Here is a 14,927-nt window from a genome sequence, read left to right as displayed (position 1 = left end):
AACTTAAGCAGTATATTGCAAAATGGGGGATGGCTTGGATTCTGTATTAGACTGTAGAGTTCTAACAATTTTGAAGTTCTTCTAAGCGTACATGTCCCATTTTGCTAAGAACTAATTTAAAATTTTTAAGCTGATCATAAGAACAATAAATAAAACTACCATTAGACTCGATTGGTAGTCCCGAGCTACCTTGAAAAACAATACTATTTTGTTTTTTACCAAAACGTTGTAATTTCATAGAGCCATAAGTATGGTTAAGATCTATAGAAGTTAATAATTCTTCATTTAAATCATGTTGTAGGTTGCGGTTGTTATCTACAAAGCTGATTAAGCGGTTATTCCAGTTTGTATGACAAACTAATTGATCGGAACTTGGGCAAATAACAATGTTCTTATGCCTGATAATTGCGTCAGACTTGGCTTTTTGTATGTGAATTGTGAGTACATGCGGCGTATTTTTTAATTCTGCAGATGCCATAAATTGATGGTATAAAGGAATGGCTATAACTGACATAATCACAAGAATTACGAGGGTTATAGAGAGCTCAACTATAGTAAAACCAGGAGATCTAAACATTAAGAAACCTTAATATATGTATAAATAGAGCAATTTTATGTTTTCTGACAATGATTTATATTATTTTTTATAATAAGGAAACACAAAATTAAATAAGGGTTATCAGTTGGCTAGAATACTGGTAAAATCACCGCAAGCGAAACAAAGAAGTTGTTCATATTTGCTAGTTGAGTAAAAAATTACCGAATTACAACGGAAATTGTAAGTAATTTTGTCAATAATTTACTTGATTAAAATTATCAAGCACTTGGAAAGTTTATCAAGTGTTTGTATGATTCAAATGTGAATAGCTTAAAAATAATACTGGGGTAAAAATATCTCAGGGGCCAATAAATTTAGGCTGAGCTTGAACAACAATTGTTATCTCTGGAGGATATCCATGAAATTGAGTCGTATTGCACTTGCTACTATGCTGGTTGCTGCTCCATTAGCTGCTGCTAATGCTGGCGTAACTGTTACTCCATTATTAGTTGGTTACACTTGGCAAGACAGCGAGCATAACAACGATAAATTAACAAGTCATGCTGAATTACAAGATGATTTATTCGTTGGTGCTGCACTAGGTGTTGAATTAACTCCTTGGTTAGGTTTTGAAGCTGAATATAACCAAGTTAAGGGTGATCTTGATGGTACTGGCGTAGCTGGTGCTGAATATAAACAAAAAACTGTTGCTGGTAACTTCTATGCAACTTCAGATTTGATCACTAAGAACTACGACAGCAAATTTAAGCCGTACGTATTATTAGGTGCTGGTCAAACTAAAACTGAATTTGATGGCATTTACGCAGACAAAAAAGATACTATCGGTAACGCTGGTATCGGTGCGTTCTATCGCTTAAACGATGCTTTATCTCTTCGTACAGAAGCTCGTGGTACTTATGACTTTGACGAAAAATACTGGCGTTATACAGCTCTTGCTGGTTTAAACGTAGTTCTTGGTGGTCACTTGAAGCCTGCTGCTCCTGTAGTAGAAGTTGCTCCAGTTGAACCAACTCCAGTTGCTCCACAACCACAAGAGTTAACTGAAGACCTTAACATGGAACTTCGTGTGTTCTTTGATACTAACAAGTCAAACATCAAAGACCAATACAAACCAGAAATCGCTAAAGTTGCTGAGAAGTTAACTGAATACCCTAACGCTACTGCACGTATCGAAGGTCACACAGATAACACTGGTCCACGTAAGTTGAACGAACGTTTATCTTTAGCTCGTGCTAACTCTGTTAAATCAGCTCTTGTAAACGAATACAACGTTGACGCTTCTCGTTTGTCTACTCAAGGTTTCGCTTGGGATCAACCGATTGCTGACAACAAAACTAAAGAAGGTCGTGCTATGAACCGTCGTGTATTCGCGACAATCACTGGTAGCCGTACTGTAGTAGTTCAACCTGGTCAACAAGCTCAATAATTTGAGTTTCTGAACAGTAAAAAAGCGACTCGTTAGAGTCGCTTTTTTTATTACGATTTTTAAAATATTTTTTCATTTCTATATCTCCTCGATAATCTTTATTTAGTTAATTATTTATAGATAAGTTTTTACCAAACACCTTTTCTTAACAGTTGTTTGGTGTCTTGTCGTTCTCTACGATGTTGTGCACGAGGTTTTTCTGTCTCATGCATGCCACCTTTTTGAAGTAAAGGTGACAGGGCTACGTGATTACGAACCTTAATTTTTGGCATTTCTTTAATTTTCATGTTTTAACCTTTAATACATAAAACTTGTTTAAGTGTATGGACGACTTCAATAAGATCTGACTGATTTGCCATAACCTCATCTATGTCTTTATAAGCACTTGGAATTTCATCGACAACGCCACTGTCTTTGCGACATTCAATACCTTGCGTTTGCTCAATTAAGTCTTGTTGGTTAAACAGAATCTTAGCTTTGCTTCGGCTCATTTTACGTCCAGCGCCGTGAGAACAAGAGCAAAAAGATTCAGGATTAGCTTTTCCTCTAACAATATAAGAACGTGCTCCCATAGAACCTGGAATAATTCCTAACTCATCTAAACCTGCTCTAATCGCTCCTTTTCTGGTAACTAAAAGATTTTCACCAAAATGAGTTTCTCGACTTACATAATTATGATGACAATTAATTGCTTCTTTTGTCATTTGAAAAGAGGGTAGAAGAGGTCGAATTGCTTCTAAGACTAATCGCATCATTTCTTTGCGATTTTCAAAAGCATATTCTTGTGCCCATTCCACAGCTTCTACATAATCATTAAAACTGTTTGAACCTTCAGCAAAATAACTTAAGTCTTTATCGGGTACATGTCCAAAGCGATGTTGTGCTTCTTTCTTGGCGAGCTCAATAAAATAAGTACCAATGACGTTCCCCAGTCCTCGGCTACCTGAATGTAGCATTACCCATACATCTTGATTTTCATCAATACATAACTCTATGAAGTGATTACCACCTCCTAGTGTGCCTAATTGTTTTTGCCAAGTCGCATCAAACTGCCGAAGCATTCGAATTAAACCAGGATGTTTTTTTACAATCGGTTGCAACCGCTTTTCGAGTGGAATAATACTCGATGCTTTAGCTTTGACCTGTTTATGCAAAGCAAAACCGACAGGTACTTTACGTTCAATTGCATCACGTAATCGACTTAAATTATCAGGAAGTTGTGAAGCTTTTAGACTTAAACGAATTGCATTCATTCCACAGCCAATATCTACACCGACTGCAGCTGGAATAATTGCATTTTTAGTCGGGATAACACTTCCTACAGTCGCACCTTTTCCTACATGAACATCTGGCATAACAGCAATATGTGAGTATATAAATTGCAGCTGTGCCATTTTCTTGAGCTGTTCGATACTTTCACTATCTATATCTTGAGTGAAAATTTTAACAGGGACACCATAGAGTGCCTCTTCGTTTAATATTTTTTGTATGCCCATAATTTTTCTCTTATTTTTCTGTCCGAATAGGCATAAAAAAACCTAGCGAATGCTAGGTCTTAAATTCGAGCATTCGGACAAGTGAATTAAATTTGTACACTTGTCCGTGAGCTGACATCGTGCCAAATCGTTACTGTGTTTTACCTTGTAGTGTTGGCATGATGTCCTCCTTTTTTAAAAAGTGCCGTTGAAAATCTGAACGGCATTTTACCTGTTTTTAACTAAAGATCAAGTTTTTGACGTTTAGATAGTTTTAATTGACTCTTTAAACTTACTATTAATCTTGCTCTGGTTTTACATCCATTTGGTCGTAAGGGATTAATTTAGTTTTATTTTTCCATTTATATCCGAGCCAAATTACTAAGAATAACGGTATGCTGATATAGGTGGAAAGTAAGCCCATCCAGTCAATTTTTCCGCCCAAAACAGCTTGATAGTTTTGTCCAAGAATAATGATAGAACAGAGAATAAAAGCAAACCAAGGTGCAAATGGGAAAAACTTAGCGCGGTAAGCTAAATCTTCTAATTTATAGCCTTGAGCAATATAGCCTTTACGGAAACGATAATGTGAAATTGCAATGCCTAGCCAGACAATAAAGCCACACATCCCTGACATATTCAGTAGCCAGTTAAAGACTTGTTTTTCACCGATAAAAGTCGTTAAGAAGCAGAAAGCAGCAATAAATGTAGTCGCATATAAGGCATTCATTGGAACACCACGAGTGTCGAGTTTGGCAAACCATTTCGGTGCACGACCTTGCTGAGCCATATCAAATAACATACGGGTAGAAGAATACATGCCCGAGTTACCTGCCGACAAAATAGCAGTCAAAATAACTGCATTCATTAAGCTCGCAGCGAAAGCAAAGCCTACCTTTTCATAAAGCAAGGTAAAAGGAGAAAGTGCAACATTTTCTGTTGTCGCGGCTTGCAATAGGTTTGGATCATCGTAGGCAATGAGTGTGCCGATAATGAAAATACACAACACATAGAATAATAAAATTCGCCAGAAAATCTGTTTAATTGCCAGTGGAATTGTTTTCTTGGGATCTTTTGATTCACCCGCAGCAACACCCACCATTTCAGTTCCTTGAAATGAGAATCCTGCAATCATGGCAACCCCAATCATGGCCTGTAAACCACCTACAAACGGTGCATCTTTGTAGGTCCAGTTACCGAATGTCGCCACTCCTGGTGTCAACATTACCTTAATAATCATGGCTATACCAATGATAATGAAGGCAACAATAGCGATAACCTTAACCATTGAGAACCAGAATTCGCTTTCGCCAAATCCTTTTACACTCATCGCATTAATCATAAAAATAATGACGAGGAAGAGCGCACTCCAGTAAAATCCAGGGATATCTGGAAACCAGAACTTCATAATAAACTGTACTGCAACGAGCTCAAACGCAACCGTAATTGCCCAGTTGTACCAGTAGTTCCAACCTAGTGCGAAACCAAAGCCATCTTCCACATAGCGACTGCCGTAGGTGAAGAATGCGCCAGATGTCGGTGTATGAGTTGCAAGTTCGCCCAAGCTGGTCATTAAGAAGTAAATCATAATACCAATGAGAGAGTAGGCGAGTAACGCCCCACCTGGACCTGCATTTGCAATGGTCGACCCAGAAGCAAGGAAGAGACCTGTACCAATGGAACCACCAATGGCGATCATATTCAGATGACGAGCCCCAAGCTTTCGCTGGAGTTTTTCAGGAGCATGTGTTTCGCTCATGGAGATTCCTTACATAGTTTGTTATGCACAGGCATATAACACCTTAAAGCCTTGTAGATCAGTTTTAATCTCACACTGACCAAAGTGCTTCTCAATTAAGATCGGATAGTTTAAAAAACGGTTTGCTACAATCCATAGCTCACCTGATGCCTTTAAATGTTTTTTAGCGTTCTGGCAGAGTCCTTCACTTGCATCGTAATTGGTATGAATACCTTGATGAAAGGGAGGGTTACTGACAATGGCATCAAGTTCTGTTGGGGCGTCTGCAATTCCTGTAACGGGCTGCAATCTCAACTGGTCTGAACCTATTCCATTTCGACTAAAAGTCATTTCCGTTGACCGTAAAGCGAAGGCATCAATATCTAGGGCATGGATAATATTACTTGAATTTACTTTTGCCAAATAGCAACTGATAATTCCTGCGCCACACCCGAAGTCGGCAATTCTACCTGATTTCACTTGATTTAGATAAGGGAGTAAAACAGCAGTTCCGACATCTAGATGATTTTGACTGAAAACGCCAGGGAGGGCACAAATGGTAAGCTCTTGTTCATTTGCTTGAACTGTATAGGTTTTTAACCAACTTTCAAGAGGTTTGATCTTTTCAGTTTTCTCAATTTTTAAATGCCATAATTGACAATGTCGAGCGCTATCAAGTTTAAGTATTTTGCCAAAGCTTTGTAGTTGTTTGGCAGCTCTTTCAACACCACCTTTCTTTTCACCTACTAAAAAAACTGATTGGCCAGTTTTTAGATGGCTCATCACCACATGTAATATATAGTTTAAAAGCTCTTTTGATTTTGGAACAAAAATTATAGCCTGATCAAATTCTTGTGATGGAAATTCAACCGAGAAATGTGCTGTCGTGCCTGTATTAATAAAACCTTGGTAATCTGAATAATTCCATGTCCAGACTGATGCATCAATCTCAGCAGGTAATTGACTTACCAAAGCATCATTGGGAGCATTAATTAACAAGATTCTACCTTTTAAATAGTCTTGCTGTCTTAATACCACTTCACTTCTAGGATCCATGTACATCTCTCATGAAGAAGAATGCCCAGTGGAAACTGGGCAGTAATCAAAAAATTAAAAATGGGTTATTTATGTGTTTCAGGAAGTACAACATTTAAAATTAATGCTGCAATACCGCCTGTTGCTACACCAGAACTAAAAATATTTTTAAATAATTCTGGTAAGTGTTCCAAAATTTGAGGAACTTGAGCAACACCTAAACCTAGTGCAAGTGAAATCGCGATAATTAAAAGGGCACGACGGTCTAAGTGAACAGATGAAAGAATGTTAATGCCTGAGGCAGCAACCGCACCAAACATCACCATAACTGCTCCGCCTAATACTGCTTGTGGTACAGCTTGTATTACACCAGCTACAGCAGGGAATAGACCTAATATAATGAGTAAAGCTGCAATCCAGATCCCCACGTAACGACTTGCCACACCAGTGAGTTGAATAACACCATTATTTTGAGCAAAAACAGAACTAGGGAATGTGTTAAATAATCCTGCAAGTAAAGAGTTAGCTCCATTCACTAACACGCCACCTTTGATGCGTTGCATCCACTGAGGCCCATCGACAGGTTGGTTTGAAAGTTTACTTGTTGCTGTGACATCACCAATTGCTTCTAATGAAGTCACCAGATAAATGAATGCCATTGGAATAAATAAGCCCCATGAGAAACTTAAGCCAAAGTGCATTGGTGTCGGAATTTGAATAACAGGTGCGTCTTTTAGACCAGAAAAATCTAGGTAGCCCATGAAACCAGCAAGAATGTAGCCAATGACTAAAGCAATTAATATAGCCGAGCTTTTAATCCAAACTATACGAATACGGTTTAAGACAATAATAATGGCAAGTACGGTACATGACATAATAAGGTTGTCTGCACTTGCAAAAGTATGATCATGCATGGCTTGATAACCACCACCCATGCTAATAAGACCTTCCTTAATAAGTGTTAAACCAATCAGAAGTACAACAATACCAGTCACGAGGGGAGTAATAAGTCTTTTTACCCATGGCAGGATTTGTGAAACACCCATTTCAATAAATGAACCTGCAATCACCACACCAAAAATAGCAGCCATAACCTGATTTACTGGCGTACCTGCGGCAACCATTGCACTACCAATACCAATAATCGGACCAATAAAGTTAAAACTAGTACCTTGGACAATCAGTAGACCAGCACCAAAAGGACCAACTTTTTTACATTGTAAGAAAGTTGCAATTCCTGAAATGACCAAAGACATCGATAAAATCATGTTAGTTTCAGTACGTGAAACGCCTAAAGCTAAACAAATGAGAAGTCCAGGTGTAACAATCGGGACAATAATTGCAAGCAAATGTTGAAAAGCTGCCAAAAAAGCCACGAAGGGTTTTGGTCGGTCATCTAGTCCATAAACGAGGTCAAGATGGTCTTGTGATGGTTGATTGGACATGGGGGTAAGTACGCCGCAATTTCGCAAATTGGCGCTATTCTAATCGAGATACCTATCTTTACAAAACGAAATACAGACTATTGGGAAATTTTTTTGTCAATGTCAATAAACTGTCACTACTCAAGAGTAGTGTTTTTCTGTATAATTTGCCCTCAAATTTCAGGCGTTTCTAATTTTCATGTCAGATATCAAAAATCTCCGTAATATCGCAATTATTGCGCACGTCGACCACGGGAAAACCACACTTGTCGATAAACTACTTCAGCAATCAGGTGCTCTCGGTGACCGAGCAGGCGAGATTGAGCGTGTCATGGACTCGAATGCGCTTGAAAGTGAACGTGGTATTACCATCTTAGCGAAAAACACTTCTATTACTTGGTTGGATAAGCGTACTGATACAACTTACCGTATCAACATCGTGGACACCCCGGGACACGCCGACTTCGGTGGTGAAGTAGAACGTGTTATGTCGATGGTTGACTGCGTATTGCTTCTTGTTGACTCTCAAGAAGGCCCAATGCCACAAACTCGTTTTGTGACACAAAAAGCCTTTGCTCGTGGTTTAAAACCAATCGTTATTATCAACAAAGTTGATAAACCAAGTGCGCGTCCAGACTGGGTAATCGATCAAGTATTTGATTTGTTTGATAACCTTGGTGCAACTGATGAGCAATTAGATTTCCCAATCGTTTATGCATCAGGTTTACGTGGTGTAGCGGGTCCAGCTCCTGAAGAACTTGCAGAAGACATGACTCCGTTGTTCGAAACGATTGTAGACATCGTTGAGCCACCAGCAGTTGACGTTGATGGTCCATTCCAAATGCAGATTTCATCACTTGACTATAATAGCTTCGTAGGTGTTATCGGTGTTGGTCGTATTCAACGTGGTTCAGTAAAATTAAACACTCCTGTTACTGTAATTGACAAAGATGGCAATACACGTAACGGTCGTATTTTAAAAATCATGGGTTACCATGGTTTAGAGCGTATTGATGTAGATTCAGCATCTGCTGGTGACATCGTATGTATTACTGGTATTGATGCACTTAACATTTCTGACACGATTTGTGATCCGAAAAATGTTGAAGCATTACCAGCTTTATCTGTAGATGAACCTACAGTATCTATGACTTTCCAAGTAAACAACTCTCCGTTTGCTGGTAAAGAAGGTAAATTCGTAACTTCACGTAACATCCGTGAACGTCTTGATCGCGAATTAATTCATAACGTAGCTTTACGTGTTGAAGATACTGACAGTCCAGACCGTTTCAAAGTATCTGGCCGTGGTGAACTTCACCTTTCAGTTTTAATTGAAAACATGCGTCGTGAAGGTTTTGAAATGGGCGTATCACGTCCACAAGTAATCATCAAAGAAATTGATGGGGAAAGACAAGAACCTTACGAAAACGTAACATTTGACGTTGAAGAACAGCATCAAGGTGCTGTAATGGAACAAATGGGTCATCGTAAAGGCGAGATGACCAATATGGAAGTTGACGGTAAAGGCCGTATCCGTATTGAAGCGACTGTTCCTTCACGTGGTCTTATCGGTTTCCGTTCTGAATTCTTGACCATGACTTCTGGTACAGGGATCATGACTTCAAGCTTCTCGCATTATGGCCCTGTTAAACAAGGTACTGTTGCGAAACGTCAAAACGGTGTGTTGATTTCTATGGTTCAAGGTACTTGCTTGGGCTATGCATTGTTCAGCTTACAAGACCGTGGTCGTTTGTTTGCTAAACCACAGTTAGAAGTTTACGAAGGTATGATCGTGGGTATTAACTCTCGTTCAGATGATATGGTTGTAAACCCAACTAAAGCGAAACAATTAACTAACGTTCGTGCATCTGGTACAGATGATGCTTTAACTTTAGTACCTGCAATTGAATATACGCTTGAACAAGCGCTTGAATTCATTGAAGATGACGAGTTAGTAGAAGTTACTCCAAAATCAATCCGTATCCGTAAGCGTTACCTGACTGAAAACGAACGTAAACGTAACCGTGATAAATAATTTTTCTTAAATGAAAAAGAAAAACCGCTAAATTAATTTTAGCGGTTTTTTATTGAAAGCAAACAAAGCTGAAAATAAGCTTAAATTCATATTTTTCTTGTAAACAAATATGTTATCAAAGTGTGAAATAGCTTTCTTTTTTTGAAAAAAATATTAAATTATCAATATCATGGCGAGTACTATCTAAATGGATAAGAGGCCATTGAAAAAGAAAAATATGATGTGTTCCTCCCCCCAACATCTGGAGATGTTTAGATGAGTATTATTCAAGAATTTAAAGAATTTGCCATTAAAGGCAATATGATGGATTTAGCCATTGGTGTAATTATTGGTGGTGCTTTTGGCAAAATCGTAGACTCTTTAGTAAAAGATATCATCATGCCGCTTATCACTGTAATTACTGGTGGTGGTGTTGATTTCTCTCAAAAATTTATCGTATTAGGTGCAAACCCTAATAATTTACAATCTTTGGATGCCTTACAAAAAGCAGGTATCAACGTATTGACCTACGGTAACTTCCTAACCATTTTAATTAACTTCCTTATTTTGGCTTGGGTTGTGTTCTTAATGGTGAAATTATTAAACAGACTTCGCCGTGATAAGAATGAGCCAGAAGCTCCAGCTGCAACTCCTGAAGATGTGCAATTGTTGCGTGAAATTCGTGATGAGTTGAAAAAGCAAGCTTAAGTAGATTTCAAATAAAAAACGGTACCTAGAGTGCCGTTTTTTATTGATCAATTATTTTTTTTAATTTTAAGTATGGCCCTATATATTGATAAACTTACAATTCGTTTTAACTGGGCATATTGTTAAAGGGGTGAGAATTAATGAATCAGCTATTTGTATATGGCACTTTATGTCCGAATCAAGCTAATGCTCATATTTTAGAACAAATCGATGGTCACTGGACAAAAGCCAGCGTACGAGGCGTGATTCATATTTTAGATTGGGGGCCAGACAAGGGTTTAAAAGCACTTGAGTTAGATTCGCAAGCCGATTGGATAGAAGGTTATGTGTTTAGTACAGAAAAACTTGCTGAAAACTGGCAGATGCTAGATGATTTTGAAGGTTTTCAATACCAGCGTGTCATCGCTGATGTGAAACTAGAGTCGGGTGAATATATTAAAGCCTGGACATATCAAATGGATGCACAGGCTCAATCTTCTGAAAAACCATAATTAAATTAATGGAATCAGCGTAAGCTGCCCATTCGGAATTTAACTTCTAAAAGATGATAGCCAAACTGGCTTTTAATAGGACCTTGCAACACGCGTTCAGCAGCTGTAAAGACAACTTTGTCGATAACAGGTACTAATTGACCTTTTTTAACTTCGCCAAGTTCACCGCCACGTTTAGCTGAATTGCAGGTGGAATATTGCTTGGCAAGTTTGGCAAAGTCTGCACCACTTTGTAGCTTCTTTTTTAGCTGTTCAGCTAAGTCTTTATCTTTGACTAAAATATGTCGGACAATTGCTGTTTGCATGTTGTCTTCCTCCAAAAAATTAAGGCTTTCTCAGCTTTTTAAGTGGTTGGCACTGTGGGCAAAATACACTGGCACGCTGACCGAGTTTTAAATTTTCTAATGGGGTTTCACAGTTAACACACATTTCTCCAGCACGACCATAAGCAAGAAGTGTTTGCTGGAAATAACCATTTTCACCCATAGCATTACTGTAATCGCGTAAAGTTGAGCCACCTAAATCAATTGCCGATTTCAAAATTCGTTTAATCTCGACAACGAGTTTTTCAATTTGTTGCATAGTCAAATCGCCAGCAGGCTGAGCTGGGTGAATGCCTACATTAAATAAGCTTTCAGTTGCATAGATATTGCCTACACCAACCACTACATGATTATCCATGAGTGCAATTTTTATGCCGACAGATTTATTCTTTAGCTTAGAAGCTAAATATTCTGCATGAAAGTCAGTGCTTAAAGGCTCTGGCCCCAAAGTATCTATGAGTTTGCCTTGAGTTTCCGAATTAAGCCAAAGGATGCAACCGAAACGGCGTGGGTCATGGTAACGTAACTGCTGATCTTCAAATTGAATAATCAGGTGGTCATGTTTTCTTAGTTCATCATTTGGTTCGGTGAGACGAAAACTTCCTGACATGCCTAAATGCCAGAGCATTTGATCTTGTTCAAACTCTGCCAAAATATATTTTGAACGTCGATTTAACCCAATAAGACGTTGCCCAACAAGTTTTTGAATATCATCTGGTATAGGCCAGCGTAAGCTAGAGTTGCGGACTTCTACACTTTGAACTTTTTGATTCAATAAGGGAAATAAACTGGTTTTGGTGGTTTCGACTTCGGGTAACTCAGGCATGCCAACTCGCAGAATTAACAGATATACTGGATTAATCAAGTATAACGTGTGGTATGTAATATTTCAGAGAATACTATGTCAGATATTTTACCATTAAGCTGGTTTCAACGAGAAACTTCACAAGTGGCTTATGATTTGATCGGCTGCGTATTGTGTAAGAGGCAGCCTGATGGTCAAGTCATCCGTTGCACAATTAGTGAAACAGAAGCTTATTTGGGCGTTCGAGATAAAGCTTGCCATAGTTACAATGATAAACGAACAGCTCGAACTGAGGTAATGTATGGCCATGGTGGTACGATTTACGTCTATCTAATTTATGGCATGTATGAAATGCTTAATATTATTACTCAAACAGAAGGTGTGCCTGAAGGAGTAATGATTCGGTCTGTATTTTTAAGTAATGCTTCAACAAAAAAAGAATATAAGCTTTTAGCTGGACCGGGCAAACTGACACGTTATTTGGGCATTGACCGTAGTTTAAAAGGTCAGACTTTAGGTGAAGAATCTGGACTATGGATTGAAGCAGCCACTACACAACCAGAAGTTGTTTTAACACCACGTATTGGAATTGACTATGCTGAAGAGGCAAAAGACTGGCCTGAACGGTATTGCTGGAAAGATCATCCTTCGTTAAGTCGATAATCCAAATTTAGAAATCAATTTTTAAATCGTAAAACGAGTGTTCCAGATTTACAACTATGTGGGCCGAATTCAATATCCAGACAAGACACCACTTTTTGTTATGATAACTACAATATAAATAAAGGAAATAAGCATGTCCTTATTACGCTTAGACCGACTTCATTACTGTATTTTGATGAGTATGGGCTGTATTTCTAGTCCAATTGTATGGGCAGAAGACCTAAATTCAGACGTTGCCAAATTGCCTACTTTACATGTGGAAGCAACGCGTACCGATACCACTTACTTACAAACACCTGCTTCAGTTTTTCGAGTAGATGCACCTCAAGCTGATAGCTCTTCACAAGTCAATTTAACTGAAGTTGTCAAAGGTATACCGAGCTTACAGATTCGTAATCGTGAAAATTATGCGCAAGATTTACAGTTATCCATGCGTGGTTTTGGTGCACGTTCTACTTTTGGTGTCCGAGGCATTCGCCTTTATGTGGATGGTATTCCCGCTACTATGCCAGATGGACAAGGCCAAACGTCTAATATTGATTTAAGTAGTCTCGACCATGTCGAAGTTCTAACAGGACCTTTTTCTTCACTTTATGGAAACTCATCGGGCGGGACAATTTTAACTTCTACTAAAGAAGGACAAGGGAAAGACTCAATTGAGCTGAGCTATTCGGGTGGGAGTCACGATAAAAGCCGAGCAGGAATTGTGCTACAAGGTGGAGCAAAGGGTGCGAATGAACCAAGTTATATTATTAGTTCATCGTACTTCGATACCGACGGTTACCGAGAACATAGTGGTGCAGAAAAAGTATTAAATAATGCAAAGCTCAGTTGGAATCTTGATGATGGTAGTAAAATCAACTGGGTGACTAACTATGTCAAAATTAATGCAGACGATCCGCAAGGCTTAACGCATGACCAGTGGAATGCGAACCCAAAGCAACAAGTGCCTTTTTTAAAGCAATTTAATGTCCGTAAAGACATTGAGCAAACCCAAACAGGGGTGACATGGTCTAAGCCAATTAATGATAAAAATGAACTCTATGCCATGGCATATTTAGGTAATCGACAAGTCACTCAGTATCAATCTATACCTAAATCGACACAAGATGCCAGTATTAATCATGCCGGTGGCGTGATTGATTTCGAACGTAATTATTATGGTGCTGATTTCCGTTGGACAGGTAAAGAACTACTTCCAAATACCACTGTAAGCCTCGGTGTTGCACTTGATGCGATGGATGAAGACCGTAAAGGGTATGAAAATTTTAACTTGGTAAACGGCCAACCTTCTTATGGTGTTAAAGGTAAATTACGTCGTGATGAAGATAATACTTTGTGGAATATTGATCCATATTTACAAGCTTCATGGCAGTTCTTACCAACATGGCGTTTAGACACAGGTATTCGCTACAGCAATGTGCATTACAAATCTAAAGATAACTATTTAAGTAATGGCGACGATAGCGGGAAGACCGATTACGATAAAGTTTTACCTTCTGCTGCTTTAAGCTGGCAAATTTTACCTGAGCTCATGGCATATGTAAGTTATGCCAAAGGGTTTGAAACACCAACCTTTACTGAATTGGCATATCAAACTGATACGACAAAGCCAGGTTTTAATTTTGACTTAAAACCATCGACCAGTGATACCTATGAGGCTGGCTTAAAATCACAAAACCAATTAGGTGATTTTACTCTGGCAGTTTTTCAAACTAAAACCAAAAATGACATTGTTTCAGCAGGAAGCTCAAACGGACGTTCAACCTTCCGTAACGCAGATAAAACTTTGCGTGAAGGAGTAGAGTTCGCATGGAACAAAAAGTTGTGGAGAGATTTAACAGCAACTGCAAGCTATGCCTATTTAGATGCAACTTTTGATGCTGATATTTCAGCTTTGGGAAATATTGCTCAAATTCCATCAGGAAATGCGATTCCGGGTATTGCTAAAAATCAGGCTTTTGTCTCTTTAGCTTGGCAACCGAGCCACGGCATATATGGTGGTGTAGATGTACAGTATATGGACAAAGTATACGTGAATGATACCAACAGTGACGCAGCGCCGAGCTACAGTGTAACTTCAGCAAATATTGGTTATGCATGGGATCTTGGCGACTGGAAAGTCAAAAGCTTTGCTCGTGTAGATAACTTGTTTGATAAAAATTATGTAGGTTCAGTGATTGTGAATGACGGTAATGACCGTTACTTTGAACCCGCTGATGGGCGTAACTGGAGCGCAGGTTTACGTGTAATTAAACAATTCTAG

General features: G+C 38.7%; 14 protein-coding genes. 6 read left to right on the top strand and 8 right to left on the bottom strand.

All coding sequences use genetic code 11. The features are described 5' to 3' along the window. Positions 1-61: 61 nt before the first annotated feature. The gene (locus ACH63V_RS03615; protein WP_311086589.1) at positions 62-577 is read right to left on the bottom strand and encodes a GspH/FimT family pseudopilin; all 516 of its coding nucleotides are present in this window, start codon (positions 575-577) and stop codon (positions 62-64) included. Between the two features lie 379 nt (positions 578-956). Here ACH63V_RS03615 and omp38 point away from each other — a divergent pair, with 379 nt between their 5' ends. After that, on the top strand, positions 957-1,985 hold the full coding sequence (gene omp38 / locus ACH63V_RS03610) for an outer membrane protein Omp38 (RefSeq protein ID WP_263614536.1): 1,029 nt from the start codon (positions 957-959) through the stop codon (positions 1,983-1,985). A gap of 128 nt (positions 1,986-2,113) precedes the next feature. Here the strand turns inward: omp38 and ACH63V_RS03605 are convergent, their stop codons facing one another. From ACH63V_RS03605 to ACH63V_RS03585, 5 genes are all read right to left on the bottom strand, one after another. After that, on the bottom strand, positions 2,114-2,257 hold the full coding sequence (locus ACH63V_RS03605; protein WP_171070748.1) for a hypothetical protein: 144 nt from the start codon (positions 2,255-2,257) through the stop codon (positions 2,114-2,116). Positions 2,258-2,275: 18 nt separating this feature from the next. Beyond that, positions 2,276-3,481, bottom strand: coding sequence for an RtcB family protein (locus ACH63V_RS03600; RefSeq protein WP_396462770.1), 1,206 nt, complete (start codon positions 3,479-3,481; stop codon positions 2,276-2,278). A 277-nt stretch (positions 3,482-3,758) separates the two neighbouring features. Next, positions 3,759-5,219: an amino acid permease gene (locus ACH63V_RS03595; RefSeq protein ID WP_343569672.1), complete on the bottom strand. Its 1,461-nt coding sequence runs from the start codon at positions 5,217-5,219 to the stop codon at positions 3,759-3,761. A 21-nt stretch (positions 5,220-5,240) separates the two neighbouring features. Next, positions 5,241-6,254 carry a methyltransferase gene (locus tag ACH63V_RS03590; protein ID WP_396462769.1) on the bottom strand — a complete coding sequence of 338 codons (1,014 nt, stop codon included), beginning with the start codon at positions 6,252-6,254 and terminating at the stop codon, positions 5,241-5,243. 65 nt (positions 6,255-6,319) lie between these two features. Then, the gene (locus ACH63V_RS03585) at positions 6,320-7,678 is read right to left on the bottom strand and encodes a uracil-xanthine permease family protein (RefSeq protein WP_396462768.1); all 1,359 of its coding nucleotides are present in this window, start codon (positions 7,676-7,678) and stop codon (positions 6,320-6,322) included. 178 nt (positions 7,679-7,856) lie between these two features. On the opposite strand from ACH63V_RS03585, the gene typA reads away from it, so the two are divergent. From typA to ACH63V_RS03570, 3 genes are all read left to right on the top strand, one after another. Then, complete coding sequence (gene typA, locus ACH63V_RS03580) at positions 7,857-9,692, top strand: translational GTPase TypA (RefSeq protein WP_004705742.1); 1,836 nt, start codon at positions 7,857-7,859, stop codon at positions 9,690-9,692. A 255-nt stretch (positions 9,693-9,947) separates the two neighbouring features. Then, on the top strand, positions 9,948-10,379 hold the full coding sequence (gene mscL, locus ACH63V_RS03575) for a large conductance mechanosensitive channel protein MscL (RefSeq protein WP_032055316.1): 432 nt from the start codon (positions 9,948-9,950) through the stop codon (positions 10,377-10,379). A gap of 140 nt (positions 10,380-10,519) precedes the next feature. Then, positions 10,520-10,870: a gamma-glutamylcyclotransferase family protein gene (locus ACH63V_RS03570; protein WP_304393751.1), complete on the top strand. Its 351-nt coding sequence runs from the start codon at positions 10,520-10,522 to the stop codon at positions 10,868-10,870. A 14-nt stretch (positions 10,871-10,884) separates the two neighbouring features. On the opposite strand, the gene ACH63V_RS03565 is transcribed toward ACH63V_RS03570, so the two are convergent. Together ACH63V_RS03565 and mutM are read right to left on the bottom strand one after the other, a co-directional pair. Continuing rightward, positions 10,885-11,175: a peptidylprolyl isomerase gene (locus tag ACH63V_RS03565; protein ID WP_002051379.1), complete on the bottom strand. Its 291-nt coding sequence runs from the start codon at positions 11,173-11,175 to the stop codon at positions 10,885-10,887. 19 nt (positions 11,176-11,194) lie between these two features. Next, positions 11,195-12,019: a bifunctional DNA-formamidopyrimidine glycosylase/DNA-(apurinic or apyrimidinic site) lyase gene (mutM, locus tag ACH63V_RS03560; RefSeq protein WP_004705747.1), complete on the bottom strand. Its 825-nt coding sequence runs from the start codon at positions 12,017-12,019 to the stop codon at positions 11,195-11,197. 75 nt (positions 12,020-12,094) lie between these two features. Here mutM and ACH63V_RS03555 point away from each other — a divergent pair, with 75 nt between their 5' ends. Beyond that, positions 12,095-12,661: a DNA-3-methyladenine glycosylase gene (locus ACH63V_RS03555; protein WP_396462766.1), complete on the top strand. Its 567-nt coding sequence runs from the start codon at positions 12,095-12,097 to the stop codon at positions 12,659-12,661. Between the two features lie 133 nt (positions 12,662-12,794). After that, positions 12,795-14,927, top strand: a complete 2,133-nt coding sequence (locus tag ACH63V_RS03550) for a TonB-dependent receptor family protein (protein ID WP_396462765.1) — start codon at positions 12,795-12,797, stop codon at positions 14,925-14,927.

Origin of the sequence: Acinetobacter sp. ABJ-A23_2 (assembly GCF_044538765.1) — a bacterium.
Classification (GTDB): Bacteria; Pseudomonadota; Gammaproteobacteria; order Pseudomonadales; family Moraxellaceae; genus Acinetobacter; species Acinetobacter nosocomialis_A.
The sequence above is the reverse complement of the archived record's forward strand: the minus strand, read 5'-3'. Positions and strand labels throughout refer to the sequence as shown.

Coding starts and splice junctions, on each gene's coding strand:
- ACH63V_RS03615 (WP_311086589.1), bottom strand. CDS start 577: ATGTTTAGATCTCCTGGTTTTACTATAGTTGAGCTCTCTATAACCCTC.
- omp38 (WP_263614536.1), top strand. CDS start 957: ATGAAATTGAGTCGTATTGCACTTGCTACTATGCTGGTTGCTGCTCCA.
- ACH63V_RS03605 (WP_171070748.1), bottom strand. CDS start 2,257: ATGCCAAAAATTAAGGTTCGTAATCACGTAGCCCTGTCACCTTTACTT.
- ACH63V_RS03600 (WP_396462770.1), bottom strand. CDS start 3,481: ATGGGCATACAAAAAATATTAAACGAAGAGGCACTCTATGGTGTCCCT.
- ACH63V_RS03595 (WP_343569672.1), bottom strand. CDS start 5,219: ATGAGCGAAACACATGCTCCTGAAAAACTCCAGCGAAAGCTTGGGGCT.
- ACH63V_RS03590 (WP_396462769.1), bottom strand. CDS start 6,254: ATGGATCCTAGAAGTGAAGTGGTATTAAGACAGCAAGACTATTTAAAA.
- ACH63V_RS03585 (WP_396462768.1), bottom strand. CDS start 7,678: ATGTCCAATCAACCATCACAAGACCATCTTGACCTCGTTTATGGACTA.
- typA (WP_004705742.1), top strand. CDS start 7,857: ATGTCAGATATCAAAAATCTCCGTAATATCGCAATTATTGCGCACGTC.
- mscL (WP_032055316.1), top strand. CDS start 9,948: ATGAGTATTATTCAAGAATTTAAAGAATTTGCCATTAAAGGCAATATG.
- ACH63V_RS03570 (WP_304393751.1), top strand. CDS start 10,520: ATGAATCAGCTATTTGTATATGGCACTTTATGTCCGAATCAAGCTAAT.
- ACH63V_RS03565 (WP_002051379.1), bottom strand. CDS start 11,175: ATGCAAACAGCAATTGTCCGACATATTTTAGTCAAAGATAAAGACTTA.
- mutM (WP_004705747.1), bottom strand. CDS start 12,019: ATGCCTGAGTTACCCGAAGTCGAAACCACCAAAACCAGTTTATTTCCC.
- ACH63V_RS03555 (WP_396462766.1), top strand. CDS start 12,095: ATGTCAGATATTTTACCATTAAGCTGGTTTCAACGAGAAACTTCACAA.
- ACH63V_RS03550 (WP_396462765.1), top strand. CDS start 12,795: ATGTCCTTATTACGCTTAGACCGACTTCATTACTGTATTTTGATGAGT.